Source organism: Streptomyces canus 299MFChir4.1, assembly GCF_000383615.1.
Classification (GTDB): Bacteria; Actinomycetota; Actinomycetes; order Streptomycetales; family Streptomycetaceae; genus Streptomyces; species Streptomyces canus_C.
The window spans coordinates 94,657-109,651 of record NZ_KB911590.1 but is presented as its reverse complement, the minus strand read 5'-3'; the positions used below and the strand labels follow the sequence as shown (position 1 = coordinate 109,651).

At 72.3% G+C, this 14,995-nt stretch carries 18 protein-coding genes; 5 read left to right on the top strand and 13 right to left on the bottom strand.

Annotation, left to right across the window (positions count from 1 at the left end; all coding sequences use genetic code 11):
- The first annotated feature begins 50 nt into the window (after positions 1–50).
- Entirely contained in the window at positions 51–686 is a 636-nt protein-coding gene (locus H293_RS0121710) for a TIGR03085 family metal-binding protein (protein ID WP_020119947.1), read from the top strand.
- Between the two features lie 4 nt (positions 687–690).
- On the opposite strand, the gene H293_RS0121705 is transcribed toward H293_RS0121710, so the two are convergent.
- From H293_RS0121705 to hisD, 10 genes are read right to left on the bottom strand one after another with little or no spacing between them, the layout of a single operon-like run.
- A complete protein-coding gene (locus H293_RS0121705) occupies positions 691–1,932 on the bottom strand; it encodes an MFS transporter (protein WP_020119946.1) in 1,242 nt (413 codons plus the stop codon).
- 57 nt (positions 1,933–1,989) lie between these two features.
- Entirely contained in the window at positions 1,990–2,130 is a 141-nt protein-coding gene (locus H293_RS57315) for a hypothetical protein (RefSeq protein ID WP_020119945.1), read from the bottom strand.
- 53 nt (positions 2,131–2,183) lie between these two features.
- Complete coding sequence (gene hisF / locus H293_RS0121695; protein WP_020119944.1) at positions 2,184–2,939, bottom strand: imidazole glycerol phosphate synthase subunit HisF; 756 nt, start codon at positions 2,937–2,939, stop codon at positions 2,184–2,186.
- On the bottom strand, positions 2,936–3,334 hold the full coding sequence (locus H293_RS0121690; protein WP_007381379.1) for a RidA family protein: 399 nt from the start codon (positions 3,332–3,334) through the stop codon (positions 2,936–2,938). The genes hisF and H293_RS0121690 overlap by 4 nt, the downstream gene beginning before the upstream one ends.
- The gene (priA, locus tag H293_RS0121685) at positions 3,331–4,068 is read right to left on the bottom strand and encodes a bifunctional 1-(5-phosphoribosyl)-5-((5-phosphoribosylamino)methylideneamino)imidazole-4-carboxamide isomerase/phosphoribosylanthranilate isomerase PriA (RefSeq protein ID WP_020119943.1); all 738 of its coding nucleotides are present in this window, start codon (positions 4,066–4,068) and stop codon (positions 3,331–3,333) included. The genes H293_RS0121690 and priA overlap by 4 nt, the downstream gene beginning before the upstream one ends.
- The gene (gene hisH / locus H293_RS0121680; protein WP_020119942.1) at positions 4,068–4,715 is read right to left on the bottom strand and encodes an imidazole glycerol phosphate synthase subunit HisH; all 648 of its coding nucleotides are present in this window, start codon (positions 4,713–4,715) and stop codon (positions 4,068–4,070) included. Before hisH ends, priA begins: the two co-directional genes overlap by 1 nt.
- The gene (locus tag H293_RS59240; RefSeq protein ID WP_020119941.1) at positions 4,712–4,876 is read right to left on the bottom strand and encodes a hypothetical protein; all 165 of its coding nucleotides are present in this window, start codon (positions 4,874–4,876) and stop codon (positions 4,712–4,714) included. Before H293_RS59240 ends, hisH begins: the two co-directional genes overlap by 4 nt.
- Positions 4,873–5,466 carry an imidazoleglycerol-phosphate dehydratase HisB gene (gene hisB / locus H293_RS0121670; RefSeq protein ID WP_028808075.1) on the bottom strand — a complete coding sequence of 198 codons (594 nt, stop codon included), beginning with the start codon at positions 5,464–5,466 and terminating at the stop codon, positions 4,873–4,875. The genes H293_RS59240 and hisB overlap by 4 nt, the downstream gene beginning before the upstream one ends.
- Positions 5,463–6,608, bottom strand: coding sequence for a histidinol-phosphate transaminase (locus H293_RS0121665; protein ID WP_020119939.1), 1,146 nt, complete (start codon positions 6,606–6,608; stop codon positions 5,463–5,465). Before H293_RS0121665 ends, hisB begins: the two co-directional genes overlap by 4 nt.
- Positions 6,605–7,954 carry a histidinol dehydrogenase gene (gene hisD, locus H293_RS0121660; protein ID WP_020119938.1) on the bottom strand — a complete coding sequence of 450 codons (1,350 nt, stop codon included), beginning with the start codon at positions 7,952–7,954 and terminating at the stop codon, positions 6,605–6,607. The genes H293_RS0121665 and hisD overlap by 4 nt, the downstream gene beginning before the upstream one ends.
- A gap of 157 nt (positions 7,955–8,111) precedes the next feature.
- Between hisD and H293_RS0121655 the strand changes: the two genes are divergently transcribed.
- The 4 genes from H293_RS0121655 to ybaK all read left to right on the top strand — a co-directional run bounded on the left by H293_RS0121655 (position 8,112) and on the right by ybaK (position 12,132).
- Positions 8,112–9,689, top strand: coding sequence for a hypothetical protein (locus H293_RS0121655; protein WP_020119937.1), 1,578 nt, complete (start codon positions 8,112–8,114; stop codon positions 9,687–9,689).
- Between the two features lie 163 nt (positions 9,690–9,852).
- Positions 9,853–10,863 (top strand): hypothetical protein, encoded by a 1,011-nt coding sequence (locus H293_RS0121650; protein WP_020119936.1) that lies wholly within the window; start codon positions 9,853–9,855, stop codon positions 10,861–10,863.
- An 11-nt stretch (positions 10,864–10,874) separates the two neighbouring features.
- Complete coding sequence (locus H293_RS0121645) at positions 10,875–11,615, top strand: LON peptidase substrate-binding domain-containing protein (protein ID WP_020119935.1); 741 nt, start codon at positions 10,875–10,877, stop codon at positions 11,613–11,615.
- Positions 11,616–11,631: 16 nt separating this feature from the next.
- The gene (gene ybaK / locus H293_RS0121640; protein WP_020119934.1) at positions 11,632–12,132 is read left to right on the top strand and encodes a Cys-tRNA(Pro) deacylase; all 501 of its coding nucleotides are present in this window, start codon (positions 11,632–11,634) and stop codon (positions 12,130–12,132) included.
- A gap of 183 nt (positions 12,133–12,315) precedes the next feature.
- Here the strand turns inward: ybaK and H293_RS0121635 are convergent, their stop codons facing one another.
- The 3 genes from H293_RS0121635 to H293_RS0121625 form a co-directional block, all read right to left on the bottom strand.
- Positions 12,316–13,008, bottom strand: a complete 693-nt coding sequence (locus H293_RS0121635) for a DUF2567 domain-containing protein (RefSeq protein WP_078612639.1) — start codon at positions 13,006–13,008, stop codon at positions 12,316–12,318.
- A gap of 34 nt (positions 13,009–13,042) precedes the next feature.
- A complete protein-coding gene (locus H293_RS0121630) occupies positions 13,043–13,867 on the bottom strand; it encodes an ABC transporter permease (RefSeq protein WP_020119932.1) in 825 nt (274 codons plus the stop codon).
- A gap of 73 nt (positions 13,868–13,940) precedes the next feature.
- Complete coding sequence (locus H293_RS0121625) at positions 13,941–14,915, bottom strand: ABC transporter ATP-binding protein (RefSeq protein WP_028808074.1); 975 nt, start codon at positions 14,913–14,915, stop codon at positions 13,941–13,943.
- Between the last annotated feature and the right edge of the window lie 80 nt (positions 14,916–14,995).

Genomic DNA, 14,995 nt, shown 5'->3' with positions numbered 1-14,995 from the left:
CCGTGGGGTGTCCACTGTGCGGACCGGGGAGGCGGTCGTAGGCTGACTGCATGTCGACTTTCGCCAAGCGTGAACGACTTCTCCTCGCCGACCTGTTGGAGGCCGAGGGTCCCGAGGCCCCCACTCTGTGCCAGGGCTGGCTCACCCGGGATCTCGCGGCGCACGTGGTGGTGCGCGAGCGCCGTCCCGACGCCGCCGGCGGTCTGCTGATCAAGCAGCTCGCGTCCCGTCTGGACCGGGTGATGACCGAGTTCTCCGAGAAGCCCTACGAAGAGCTGATCCAGCTGATCCGCACCGGCCCGCCGCGCTTCTCGCCGTTCCAGCTCAAGCAGGTCGAGGAGCTGTCGAACACGGTGGAGTTCTACGTCCACACGGAGGACGTCCGCCGGGCCCGCCCCGACTGGACGCCCCGCGAGCTGGACCCGGTCTTCCAGGACACCCTGTGGTCCCGTCTGGAGCGCACCGCCCGGCTGATGGGCCGTGGGGTCCCCACCGGTCTGGTGCTGCGCCGCCCGGACGGCCAGACGGCGGTCGCGCACCGGGGCACTCCGGTCGTGACGGCGACCGGTGAGCCGTCGGAGCTGCTGCTGTTCCTGTACGGGCGGCAGAGCGCGGCCAAGGTGGAGCTGGACGGCGACAAGGAGGCGATCGCCAAGCTGCACGAGGCGAAGGAGCTCGGGATCTGACGGGTCAGGCGGGGAGCTCGGCGCGGCGCAGGTTCGGTGCGCACAGCGCGACCACCCCGCCGAGCCCGCACACCGCCGCGCTGGTCACGAAGACCGGTCCGGTGCCCCAGGCGCCGATCGCGACGGCCGAGAGCGGCATGCTGAGCGGCGCGAAGCCGAGGCTGACGAGTGAGGACACGGCGGTCACCCGGCCCAGGCAGGCGGGGTCGGACTGGGTCTGGAGCAGCGCCCCGCACAGCGCGCCGCTGAGCCCGGCGAGCAGTCCGATCAGCAGGGCGACCCCGGCCGCCGCGACGACCCCCGGGACGAAGGCCAGGGCGCCGATGGCGACCGCCCCGCAGAGACAGGCGTACGGCATCACGTGCCCGGCGTGTGGCACGCGCCCGCGTACGGCGAGCAGCAGCGAGGCGGCACCGGTCCCGAACCCGCCGAGCACCCAGCCCATTCCGGAGGCACCCCAGCCGCGCTCGTCGGCCAGCAGGGTCAGCCCGACGTTGAGCGGCCCGACGAAGCCGAGGTCGCCGCGGGCGATGGCCAGCATCAGCGGGGCGAGGACGCGGTGGCGGCGGATGTACCGCAGTCCGGCGCGCAGGTCGTGCCAGGCGGTGCCGGCGGCCTTGGTGTCGTCGGCGGGCAGGTCCCGTGTCCGGACGGCGACCAGCAGCGGCACGGATATCGCGATCAGCACTCCGGCTAGGACGAACGCGGCCTTCGCTCCCCCGGCCGCCACCGCGAGTCCGCCGAGCGGGCCGCCGACGACGCTCGCGAAGCGGATGCCGAGCCCTCGCATGCCCTGCACGCGCGCGAGCTGCCCGCGGCTCGTCACGCGCGCGGGGAGGGCTCCCACGGCCGGCATGAACACGGCGTCGACGGTCCCGAAGACGAGGCCCAGCAGAGCCAGCGGCCACAGGCCGGGGCTGGTGAGGAACAGCAGCGCCGCCACCGCGAGCACGGCCGCGCAGCGCACCGCGTCACTGCCGATGACGACTCTGCGCGGGCCCAGCCGGTCGGCGATCACTCCTCCGCCGAGCATCAGCACTGCCCGCGGCAGCGCGCTGACCGACATCACCACGCCTGCCTGCGCGGGCGTGCCGGACTGGACGGCCGCCCAGGACAGGGCGATGTAGTAGACGCTGTCGCCGGTCATCGAGGCGGTGTAGGCGGCGAGCCAGCGCAGGACGTTGCCGTCGCGGTGGGCGGGGATGTCGACGACGTCGGCCGTGGGCGTGGCGGCGGTGGCGGTCACGGGTGGGACCCTCTCGGACGCGGAGCGGGAGTCGGCGGCGGAACGGATCAGCGGGGATCAGACCCGGAACGGGAAGCCGTACTTGTGCAGCGCGACGTTCTCGCGCTCGCTGTCCGAGGCGGCCCCGTTCCACTCAGCGCTCCAAGTGGGCCGCTCGTCGAGGTAGCGGCGGTACAGGGACTCCAGGTCGGGGCCCACCTGTTCGTCACCGCGGAAAGCCGTGACGTGGACTTGTTCGCGGGGGACGCCGTTCAGCGAACGGGATGCCCCGCCCCCCGCAGCGTCTCCTTCACCTCGCCGATCCGCAGATCGCCGAAGTGGAACACCGAGGCCGCCAGCACCGCGTCCGCGCCCGCCCCGATGGCCGGCGGGAAGTGGTCCAGCTTCCCCGCGCCGCCGGAGGCGATCAGCGGCACCGTCACGTGCTTGCGGACGGCCACGATCATCTCCAGGTCGTAGCCGTCCTTGGTGCCGTCCGCGTCCATCGAGTTGAGCAGGATCTCACCGGCGCCCAGCTCGGCGGCCCGGTGCGCCCACTCGACGGCGTCGATGCCGGTGCCCTGGCGGCCGCCGTGCGTGGTCACCTCGAAGGAACCCGACGCGGTGCGCCGCGCGTCCACCGACAGCACCAGCACCTGCCGGCCGAACCGCTCGGCGATCTCGCGGATCAGGTCGGGGCGGGCGATGGCCGCGGTGTTCACGCCCACCTTGTCCGCGCCGGCCCGCAGCAGCTTGTCGACGTCCTCGGCCGTGCGGACACCGCCGCCGACCGTGAGCGGGATGAACACCTGCTCGGCGGTGCGGCGCACCACGTCGTACGTCGTCTCGCGGTTGCCCGACGAGGCGGTGATGTCCAGGAACGTCAGCTCGTCGGCGCCCTCGGCGTCGTAGACCTTGGCCATCTCGACGGGGTCGCCCGCGTCGCGCAGGTTCTGGAAGTTGACGCCCTTGACGACCCGGCCGTTGTCCACGTCCAGGCAGGGGATGACTCGTACGGCGAGGGTCATGCTGCGGTGTCTCCTCGGAACGCCTCCACCTCGACCTCGACGACCAGGCTGGGGTCCACGAAGCCGGAGACGATGATCATGGATGCGGCGGGCCGGACGGCGTCGAACAGCTCCTTGTGAGCGCGTCCGACCTCCTCGACGTCCCGGGCGTGGGTGATGTACAGGCGCGTGCGCACCACGTCGTCCCGGCCGAGCCCCAGCTCCTTCAGTGCCGCGAACGCGACGTTGAAGGAGTTGACGGTCTGCTCGTAGGGATCGCCCGCGACGATCTCACCGTCCACCACCGAGGTGCAGCCGGAGACCAGCACCAGGCCGTTCGGCAGTTCCACCGCCCGGGAGTACCCGAAGGTGTCCTCCCAGGGCGCACCGGTCGTGACGCGTCGCAGATCGCTCACTGAGCCACCGCCTCCAAAGCCTCTTCCAGGGTGAACGCCTTCGCGTACAGCGCCTTCCCGACGATGGAGCCCTCGACACCGAGCGGGACCAGTTCGGCGATGGCCCGCAGGTCGTCCAGCGAGGACACCCCGCCGGAGGCCACGACCGGGCGGTCGGTCGCGGCGCAGACGTTGCGCAGCAGCTCCAGGTTGGGACCCTGGAGCGTGCCGTCCTTGGCGATGTCGGTGACGACGTACCGGGCGCAGCCCTCCTTGTCGAGCCGCTCCAGCGCCTCGTAGAGGTCGCCGCCCTCGCTGGTCCAGCCGCGGCCCTTGAGGGTCGTCCCGCGTACGTCGAGACCCACCGCGATCTTGTCGCCGTGCTCGGCGATGACCTTGGCGACCCACTCCGGGCTCTCCAGCGCGGCCGTACCCAGGTTCACCCGGGTGCAGCCGGTGGCGAGGGCGGCGGCCAGCGAGGCGTCGTCGCGGATGCCGCCGGACAGCTCCACCTTGATGTCCATGGCCTCGGTGACCTGCCGGACCAGCTCCCGGTTGTCGCCGGTGCCGAACGCCGCGTCCAGGTCGACCAGGTGCAGCCACTCGGCGCCCGCCCGCTGCCAGGACAGGGCCGCCTCCAGGGGGGAGCCGTACGAGGTCTCGGTCCCGGACTCGCCGTGCACGAGGCGGACGGCCTGGCCGTCGCGCACGTCGACGGCGGGCAGGAGTTCGAGCCGGGAGTGCTTCGAGGGCATCACAGGGTTCCGATCCAGTTCTTCAGCAGCTGCGCACCGGCGTCGCCGGACTTCTCGGGGTGGAACTGCGTGGCCCACAGGGCGCCGTTCTCCACGGCGGCCACGAAGGGCTTGCCGTGTGTCGACCAGGTCACGCGCGGCGCCTGCATCGACGGGTTGTGCGTCTCCAGGGACCAGTCGTGGACGGCGTAGGAGTGCACGAAGTAGAAGCGGGCGTCGGCGTCCAGGCCGGCGAACAGCTGGGAGCCGGCCGGTGCGTCGACGGTGTTCCAGCCCATGTGGGGCACGATGTCGGCCTTCAGCGGCTCGACCGAGCCGGGCCACTCGTCGAGGCCCTCGGTCTGCACGCCGTGCTCGATGCCGCGCGCGAAGAGGATCTGCATGCCGACGCAGATGCCCATGACCGGGCGCCCGCCGGACAGCCGGCGGTCGATGATCCAGTCACCGCGAGCCTCGTGCAGGCCCTTCATGCAGGCGGCGAAGGCGCCGACGCCCGGCACCAGCAGGCCGTCGGCGTTCATGGCCCTGTCGTAGTCGCGCGTTATCTCGACCTCGGCCCCCGCGCGCGCGAGGGCGCGCTCGGCTGACCTCACATTGCCGAAGCCGTAGTCGAAGACGACGACCTTCTTCGAAGTCGGAGCGCTCAATTCCACACCTCCAGCCTCACGACACCGGCGACGAGACACAGGGCGGCGGCGATGGAGAGCAGCACGATGAGGCCCTTGGGCATCTGCTGCTTGACGAAGGAGTAGATGCCGCCGGCCAGGAAGAGGCCGACGACGATCAGGAGGGTCGACAGGCCGGTCACAGCGCGCCCTTCGTGGAGGGGAGGATGCCGGCCGCGCGCGGGTCGCGCTCGGAGGCGTAGCGCAGGGCCCGGGCCAGCGCCTTGAACTGGCACTCCACGATGTGGTGGGCGTTGCGCCCGTACGGCACGTGCACGTGCAGGGCGATCTGCGCCTGGGCCACGAAGGACTCCAGGATGTGCCGGGTCATCGTGGTGTCGTACTCGCCGATCATCGGCGCCATGTTCTCGGGCTCGGTGTGCACGAGGTAGGGGCGGCCTGACAGATCCACGGTCACCTGGGCGAGGGACTCGTCCAGGGGGACCGTGCAGTTGCCGAAGCGGTAGATGCCCACCTTGTCGCCGAGCGCCTGCTTGAAGGCGGCGCCCAGGGCGAGGGCGGTGTCCTCGATGGTGTGGTGCGAGTCGATGTGCAGGTCGCCCTCGGTCTTCACGGTCAGGTCGAACAGACCGTGCCGGCCGAGCTGGTCGAGCATGTGGTCGTAGAAGCCGACGCCCGTCGCCACCTCGACCTTCCCGGACCCGTCGAGATCGATCTCGACCAGGACCGAGGTCTCCTTGGTCACTCGTTCCACGCGTCCTACGCGGCTCATGTGCTCTGCTCCTTCGGGGGTGTGGGGGTGTCCCCCACAAGACACTGCAAGTCACGGACCGCGTCGAGGAACGCGTCGTTCTCTTCGGGGGTTCCGGCGGAGACCCGCAGCCACCCCGGAATGCCGTTGTCCCGGACCAGGACACCCCGGTCGAGGATCTTCTGCCAGGCCGCGTGCGAGCCCCCGGGGCCGTCGAAGAGCCCGAACTGCACGAAGTTCGCGTCCGACTCCACGACCTCGAAGCCGATCGCGCGCAGCTCGCTCACCAGCCGGTCCCGCTCGGCCTTCAGCTGCTCGACGTACTTGAGCAGCGTGTCGGTGTGCTCCAGGGCGGCCAGCGCGGTCGCCTGCGTGACGGCCGACAGGTGGTAGGGCAGCCGTACGAGCTGGACGGCGTCCACGACCGCCGGGTGCGCGGCCAGGTAGCCGAGGCGCAGGCCGGCCGCCCCGAACGCCTTCGACATCGTCCTGGAGACGACGAGATTCGGCCGTCCTTCGAGCAGCGGCAGCAGCGAGTCGCCGTGGCTGAACTCGATGTACGCCTCGTCGACCACGACCATGGAGGGCTTCGCGGCCTGCGCGGCCTCGTAGAGCGCGAGGACCGTCCCGGGCGGGACCGCGTTGCCCGTGGGGTTGTTGGGGGTGGTGATGAAGACGACGTCGGGCTTCTGCGAGGCGATCGCCTGCGCGGCTACCTCGACGTCGATGGTGAAGTCCTCGTTCCGGGGGCCCGAGATCCAGCCCGTGCCGGTGCCGCGCGCGATGAGCGCGTGCATCGAGTACGACGGCTCGAAGCCGATCGCCGTACGGCCCGGCCCGCCGAAGGTCTGGAGCAGTTGCTGGATGACCTCGTTGGAGCCGTTCGCCGCCCAGACGTTGGCGAGGCCCACCTCGTACCCGGACGCGCCCGTCAGGTACTTGGCCAGCTGGGTGCGCAACTCGACCGCGTCCCGGTCCGGGTAGCGGTTGAGGTCGCGGGCGGCCGCCCGGACGCGCTCGGTGATGCGCTCGACCAGCGGCTCGGGCAGCGGGTAGGGGTTCTCGTTGGTGTTCAGCCGGACCGGGACGTCCAACTGGGGCGCGCCGTAGGGGGACTTGCCGCGCAGCTCGTCCCGTACGGGGAGATCGTCGATGCCGGTCACTTGCTCTCGGGAACCTTCCAGTCGCGCATCCATTGTTCGGCTCCGCCGAAACGTGCCTTGACCGCCGCCCCGTGGGCCGGCAGGTCCTCCGCCTCCGCCAGCGTGACCACGTGGTGCGCCACGTCCGCGAGCGCGTCCTTCGTGTAGTCGACGATGTGGATGCCGCGCAGGAAGGACTGGACGGACAGGCCCGAGGAGTGGCAGGCGCAGCCGCCGGTGGGCAGGACGTGGTTGGACCCGGCGGCGTAGTCGCCGAGGGACACGGGGGACCAGGGGCCGACGAAGATCGCACCGGCGTTGCGGACCCGGTCGGCGACCGCGGCGGCGTCGGCCGTCTGGATCTCCAGGTGCTCGGCGCCGTACGCGTCGACGACCCTGAGGCCCTCGTCGATGCCGTCGACGAGGACGATCGCGGACTGCCTGCCCTTCAGGGCGGGCACGATCCGGTCCTCGATGTGCCGGGTGGCCGCGACCTGCGGCTCCAGCTCCTTCTCGACGGCGTCCGCGAGTTCGACGGAGTCGGTGACCAGGACGGCCGCGGCCAGCGGGTCGTGCTCGGCCTGGCTGATCAGGTCGGAGGCCACGTGCACCGGATCGGCGGAGGAGTCCGCGAGGACCGCGATCTCGGTCGGGCCGGCCTCGGCGTCGATGCCGATCTTCCCGGTGAAGTAGCGCTTGGCGGCGGCGACCCAGATGTTGCCGGGGCCGGTGACCATGGTGGCGGCCGGGCAGGACTCGGTGCCGTACGCGAACATCGCGACGGCGGTCGCGCCACCGGCGGCGTAGACCTCGTCGACGCCGAGCAGCGCGCACGCGGCGAGGATCGTCGGGTGCGGGAGGCCGCCGAACTCTTCCTGGGCGGGCGAGGCGAGCGCGATGGAGGGCACGCCCGCCTCCTGCGCCGGCACCACGTTCATGATCACGGAAGACGGGTAGACCGACCGGCCGCCGGGCGCGTACAGCCCGACCCGGTCGACCGGCACCCATTTCTCGGTCACGCTGCCGCCGGGCACGACCTGGGTCGTGTGGTTCGTCCGGCGCTGTTCGCGGTGGACGAGACGGGCGCGGCGGATGGACTCCTCCAGGGCCGCCCGTACGCCCGGGTCGAGCTCCTCCAACGCGCGCGTGAGGGCCTCGGCGGGCACCCGCACCCGCTCCAGCCGCACGCCGTCGAACTTCTCCGCGAAGTCGATCAGCGCCGCGTCGCCCCGATGATGCACGGCCTCGCAGATCGGACGCACCTTCTCCAGGGCGGCCGAGACGTCGAAGTCGGCTCGGGGCAGCAGGTCGCGCAGGGCGGGGCCCTCGGGGAGGGCGTCGCCGCGCAGATCGATTCGGGAGATCACGCGTCAATTCTCGCAGACCCGCATCAGGCCCTGTTCGCGCATTCCAATGGCTGATACGCAACCCGGAAGATCCCCTTCACGTCTAGCGTTCGGGGCGTTACTCAACGGGCATGAACGGTTGTACGAATCTCACGAGCCGCAAGGAGCTGGAAGAACCGTGACCGAGGGGGCCGGCATCCGGAGCGGAGACCTGCCGGACGATCTGACCGCCGCCGAGGCCGGCATGTGGCAGGCCTTCCGCAACGGCACCACGTACGACCTGAGCAGCGGCGACACCGTCGTCGACGATCCGCACGGCGGACACCCCTGGGGCCCCGAGCGGACGGTCCGCGCCCGGATCGTGTGCTGGCTGCTCCTGGACGGTCCGCCCGCGCTCGCGGGCCGGGTGTCGTCCCTGAAGCTCACCGGCGTGCAGATCAGCGGCACCCTGGACCTCGCGGGCGGCACCGTGGTGCCGTACATGGAGTTGAAGAGCTGCCGCTTCGAGCGGGAGATCCTGCTGCCGGAGGCCCGTTTCACCACCGCGCGGTTCGTGAACTGCTCGGTGCCGCGCCTGGAGGCCGCCCGGGTGCACACGGAGGGCGATCTGCATCTTCCGCGCTGCCGGTTCCACAACGGCGTACGGCTGACCGACGCGCACATCGGCACGGACCTGCTGATGAACCAGGCGATCGTCTACCGCGACCGCAGCGGCCGCTCCATCGCCGCCGACGGCATGACCGTGGGCCAGGACCTCCAGGCCGAGCTCCTGGAGTCGCACGGCGAGCTGAGCCTGCGCAGCGCGACGATCGGCGTCTCGCTGAGCCTGCGCGGCGCCCGGCTGACCAACCCGTACACCCGGCTCGCGCTGAACGCCCCGCAGCTGACCGTGGAGCGCACGCTGTACCTGACGCCCGCGGGCGTCGGCGCCTCCATGCTGAGCGGGGCGACCCCCGCGCGCGGGACGCGCATCCAGCGCTTCGAGTGCCAGGGCGGGGTGCGGCTGGACGACGGGCGGTTCGGGGACGCCGTGGACCTGGAGCGGGCCCGCTTCGTCTTCACCGACGAGCAGGAGCTGTCGCTGCGCCGCATCCAGGCGCCCGAGCTGCGCTTCCTCGGCGAGAAGCCGCAGCGCGGCAAGGTGGTGCTGTCGGGCGCGCGCGTGGGCAACCTCGTGGACCGGGCGAGCGCCTGGCCGGGGCCCGGCAATCTGCACATGGGCGGCTTCGCCTACGAGAACCTCGTGCCCCACGGCCCCTTCCCGCTCGCAGAGCGGCTGGAGTGGGTGGCGGCCGCGACCGCCGAGTACAACCCGGAGCCGTACGAGAGGCTCGCCGCCGTGCTGCGGGCCGGCGGCGAGGACGAGGACGCGCGCGAGGTGCTGCTCGCCAAGCAGCGCCGGCGCCGCGAGAGCCTGCCGCCGGCCGCCAAGCTGTGGGGGTACGTGCAGGATTGGACGGTCGCCTACGGGTACCGGCCGGGGCGGGCCGCCGTATGGATGGCGGTGCTGTGGGCGGCGAGCTCCGTGGCGTTCGCACACGCGAGCCATCCGCCGCTCAAGGGCGGCGACCATCCCGCCTGGAATCCCGCCCTGTTCGCCCTCGACCTGCTGCTTCCGGTGATCGACCTGGGGCAGGTCGGTTTCTGGCAGTTGCGCGGCGGCTGGCAGTGGTTGGCGGCGGCGATGGTCCTCCTCGGCTGGGTCCTGGCGACCACCGTGGCGGCGGGGGCCACGAGGCTGCTGCGGCGGAGCTGACGGGCCCTGTGAAGAATTCGGCAGGGCACCGGGTGGGACCGGTGAGACAGCAGGTCAGAGAGTTGTTCAACGGTCACCTTTTTAAGGTCCCTTGACCCCGCGGCGTACAACTTTCCATGAATTGCACGTTCGCACTGGCGCAGCCTTCGCCGTCGGACTTTCAATGGTCGACACCATGGCTCTGCTGCCCCCCTTCATCCGTGCGACGCGGATGCCCCCGTACCTCACCGGCGGACTGTCCGCCGACGACGAGGTGCTGCTCGACGCGCCTGACGACCGGCTCGGACCCGCGCTGGTCGCCGCCGGTCAGGGCACGCACGGGCGAGCGGCCGAGCTGCTCCGCATGACCCGCGAGAGCGCCGCCTGGGAACTGCGCGACCGGTACGTCCGGCGGCTCTCCGCGTTCGCCCGCTCCCGCCCCGAGTGGTACGACGCCTGGCGCGCCGAAGCCCCGCACGACCCGGACCAGCTGCTGCTCGGCGCCCAGCTCGCGGTGGACCGGGTGTGGGACTCGCCGGCCCGCGCGGAGCTGCTGCGCGAGGTGAGCCCGCTGATCACGGCCGCGGCGCGCGGCGAGGACCGGGACCCGGTGCCGTGGCGGATCGCCCTGGACCACGCACGCGGCTCCCAGGCCGGGCACACCTACTTCGGGGAACTGTGGGAGGCGGCCCTCAGGCGCGCCCCGCTGCACTACGGCTGCCATGTCGCCGCCCTGCGCTATCTGGCGACGTCCTGGCGCGGCTCGCACCGCGAGTGCTTCGACTTCGCCGACCGGGCCGCTCAGGACGCCCCGCCCGGCTCCCTGATCCAGGCGCTGCCCGCGCGGGCCGCCCTCGCGTGTCTGACCGAGGCGGGCTCCGACGCGGTGCCGCGCGAGCGGCTGGACGCGGCAGCCGACCGGGCGATCGAGCTGTCCGCCACGTTCGCGCCGGCCGACCCCTGGCCCGCCGAGATCCGCAACAAGCTGGTCTACGTGCTGGTGCGTCTGGGCCGCTGGCAGGACGCCCTGGAGCAGCTGCGCATGCTCGGCCCGTACGCGACCTCGTTCCCGTGGGGCCGGGAGGCCGAGGACCCGCTGGGCCGCTTCCTGGAGGTCCGGGAGGAGGTCCGGCGGCACGCCCTGATCCATCCACGAAGTGGGCACGGGGGACGAGTCCGCTCCGCGGGCCATTAGGCTTTGGCGCCGTGACCACCGTGCGGCTCCCGCTCTTCCCCCTGAACTCTGTGCTGTTCCCGGGGCTCGTGCTTCCTCTCAACGTCTTCGAGGAGCGCTATCGCGCCATGATGCGCGAACTGCTGAAGACGCCCGAGGAGGAACCGCGCCGGTTCGCCGTCGTGGCGATCCGGGACGGCCACGAGGTGGCGCCCAGCGCCCCCGGCCTGCCGGACCGGACGGCCGTGCCCGACAGCGGCCCCGGGGCCGGCTTCGGCGACGACCCTGTCCAGGCGTTCCACTCGGTCGGCTGTGTCGCGGACGCGGCGACGATCCGGGAACGGCCCGACGGCACCTTCGAGGTCCTGGCGACGGGCACGACCCGGGTCCGGCTGCTGTCCGTCGACGCCTCGGGCCCCTATCTGACGGCCGAACTGGAAGAGCTGCCGGAGGAGCCGGGCGACGAGTCCGGGCCCCTGGCGGAGGGCGTACTGCGGGCATTCCGCCAGTACCAGAAGCGCCTGGCGGGAGCGAGGGAACGCTCCCTGTCGTCCGGCGCGGACCTCCCGGACGAACCCTCGGTGGTCTCGTACCTGGTGGCGGCCGCGGTGATGCTCGACATCCCCACCAAGCAGCGCCTGCTCCAGGCCCCCGACACCGCGTCCCGGCTGCGCGACGAACTGAAAATCCTGCGCGCGGAGACGGCGATCATCCGTAATCTGCCGTCGTTGCCGGCGTCGGAACTGACGCGCGGCCCGACGAGTCTGAACTGAGGCCGGAACCCGTCAGATGGCGAAGAAGTCGAAGAAGCAGCAGCAGGGCGGCACCCCCGCGACCGTGGCCCTGACCACCGCGGGCGTTTCCTTCACCGTGCACGCCTACGACCACGACCCCGCCCATCCCTCCTACGGCGAGGAGGCGGCCGAGGCGATGGGAGTCTCCCCGGAGCGCGTCTTCAAGACGCTGGTGGCGGACGTGGACGGCGCGCTGACGGTGGCGGTGGTCCCGGTGGCGGGCTCCCTGGACCTGAAGGCCCTGGCGACGGCCGCGGGCGGCAAGCGGGCGGCGATGGCCGACCCGACCCTCGCGGAACGCACCACGGGCTATGTCCGGGGCGGCATCTCCCCGCTGGGCCAGCGCAAGAAGCTGCCCACGGTCCTGGACGCGTCCGCCTCCGCCCACGACACGATCTGTGTCTCGGCGGGCCGCCGGGGCCTGGAGGTGGAACTCGCGCCGAAGGACCTGGCCGATCTCACGAACGCGGTCCTGGCGCCCATCGCCCGCGCGTGACCCCTCGACGAGGGCCCCTTCCTGGACTAAGCAGAAGGGGTATGTCGAAGAGAACGCGCAAGCGCAGGTGGCGCACGAAGAAGGGCCGCTCGAACCACGGCAGCCGCCCGGCGTAGGGGGCCGACTCCGGCCCAGGTCATTCGGCCCCGTCCCGCCTTCGAGGACGGGGCCCCTTCGGAGCCCCTACTGCGCGGGCGTTCCGTACCCGTCCCCCGGGGCCGCGGCCCCGTACGCCGACTCGGGATCCCGGGGCCCGAACAGCGCCGTGAGCCCCAGATGCACGACGAGGCCGGCGAAGGACCAGGCGAGCAACGCCCCCTTCGCCCCCAGCTTCAGCGGCGCGGAGAACGTGACGCCCTTGCCCACGGCCTTCGCATGGGCGATCACGTCGGACGTGGGCCCGAGCCACGTCCCCACCCGCCAGGCGAGCAGGGATCCCAGCACTCCCCCGACGGCCAGCCCCACGACCAGCGGCACCCCGCCCCGCCGCCGCCACAGGAACACGGCGAGCGCGCTCACGAAACCGAAGGCCAGGGCCAGCAGGGTGAGCGTCCCGTCCACCCCGACCGCCTGCTCCCCCTCGGTGTCCTTGAGATAGACGACCCAGTTCCCCCGCTCGTCCACGTCCCCGACCAGCGGCACATGCGGAGCCAGCCACCACCACAGCACCCCGAGCAGCGCTCCGGCGAGCGCCACGGCGACCATGATCACCGTGCCTTCCAGCAGCTCGGTCTTCATCCCGGGCCCGCCGTGCCCGTACCGGGGTTCGGCAGGAGCCGCGTAGGCGGCACCGGGGGCCTGCCAGGCATCGTGCGAGGACGGTTCGTGCGAGGACGGTTCGTGCGGCGGCGGAGGAGGCGTCAACGGAGCGGTCACCCTGACATCGTGCCAGGCCCGCCTGTGCGGCGCGTCACCGGACGGCCGCCCGGCGATAGGCCCAGGTGGCGACGGCCAGCGAGACCACTCCCACGCACCCGCACACGGCGAGGTCGCCGAGCACGAAGGCCCAGTCGGGATGCGGCCCGAAGGTCCGGGCGAAGGCCTCGACGCCGTAGGTCGACGGCAGCAGGTCCCGGGCGAACCGCACCACCTCGGGCATCCGGTCGGCGGGCAGCACCCCGAGCAGCAGCGCGGCGGACATCCCGAGCTGTCCCAGCAGGGTGGCCAGCTCGGGCCGGGGCGCGAGCAGTCCGAGGGCCGCACCGAGGCCCGCCAGAGCGGCTCCCGCCAGCGGAATGACCGCCACCAGCACCCACAGGTGCGCCAGCGGCAGCCCGAACAGCACACACCCGAAAACGGCGGTCACCACGGTCCCGGGCACGGTGAAGGAGGCGTACGCGCCCGCGGCGCCGAGCACCACTGCGGCGGGCGGCACCGGCAGGGTGGCGTAGTGGTCGAGCCCTCCGCTGGCCCGCAGCTGCCCGAAGTACTGCGCGAGCAGATTGAGCGCGACGAAGGCCACGACCAGCACGGACGCCCCGGCGACCACGGACTGCGCCTCGTCCCCGCCGTCCACGACCCCCCGCATCAGGATCATGATCCCGATCGACTGGAAGGTCGCCACGAACAGCAGCGGGATGCGGGCGACCCGCGCGCGGGACAGCTGCGCCCGGTACACGGCCGCCAGCGACGGCCACAGCCGCGCGCGCGGCCCGAGCTCGGCGGCCGCGCCCCGGCCCGTCTCCTCGACGGCCGGCGCGCCACCTTGCAGAGCCTCGGCGGGTACGACACTCACGTGGCTCAGCTCCTCTTCGCTCCGGCACTCGCCCTGTGACGTACGGACAGGGCCGTCCGCGTACTCAAAGTGCTCAAGCCTTCACCAGTCCCTGCTGCGCGGCCCCGCCCAACGCGAGGTACACGTCCTCCAGGCTGGGCGTGGCGAGCGTGAAGTCGTCCAGCGCGGCGAACGCGGCCCCGCCGGTGACGGTGGCGACGACCGCGCGCGCCTCCTCGGGGGCGAGCCGCAGCGTCCAGCGGCGTCCGGCGGCCACGGCCCGGTCCAGGAGCGCGGCGACCTCGGGCACGTGCAGCGGGGCCGCCTCGCGCCACACGAGGTCGACGCGGACCTCGCCCGCCACCTGTTGCTTGAGGCCGGTGGGTGTGTCGCAGGCGATCACCCGGCCCTGGTCGAGGACGGCGACCCGGTCCAGGACCGTCTCCGCCTCGATGACGTTGTGGGTGACGAGCAGCACGGTCGTGCCGCGTTCGGCCCGCCGCCGGTCCACGGCGGACCACACCGCGCGCCGCGCCACGGGGTCCATCGCGGTGGTCGGCTCGTCGAGCACGAGCAGCGGCCGCTCCCCCACGAGCGCCGACGCGAAGCAGGCGAGCCGCCGCTGCCCGCCGGACAGCTTCTTCAGCGGCCGCCCGGCGATCGGCGTGAGCCCCAGCTCGTCGAGTACGGCGTCCCGCTCGGCCCGCGCCTTCCTGGCCTCCAGGCCGCGCAGCCGACCGGTGGTCTCGGCGGCGAGGGAGACGGTGAGCTCGTCGAGGGCGGTGGACTCCTGACCGAGGTAGGCGAGGATCCGCGAGGCCCGGTCCGGGTGGCGCACGATGTCGTGCCCGAGGATCTCCACGCTGCCGCGGTCGGGCCGCATCAGACCGGTGAGCTGCCGTACGAGCGTGGTCTTCCCGGCGCCGTTCGGCCCGAGCAGCCCGAAGATCTCACCGCGGCGGATGTCCAGCCGTACGTCGTCGGTGGCCCGTACCTCGGGCGTCGCCGGCGTCCCGCGCCGCCCGCGCACCGCGGGATAGGTCTTGGTCAGTCCGCGCACCGCACACACGACATCACCACGGTGTCGAAGTGCCGGTGCAGCGCGCGTACTCACAAAGGACGAGACTACGGGGTCGGGGAGCTTTGCTC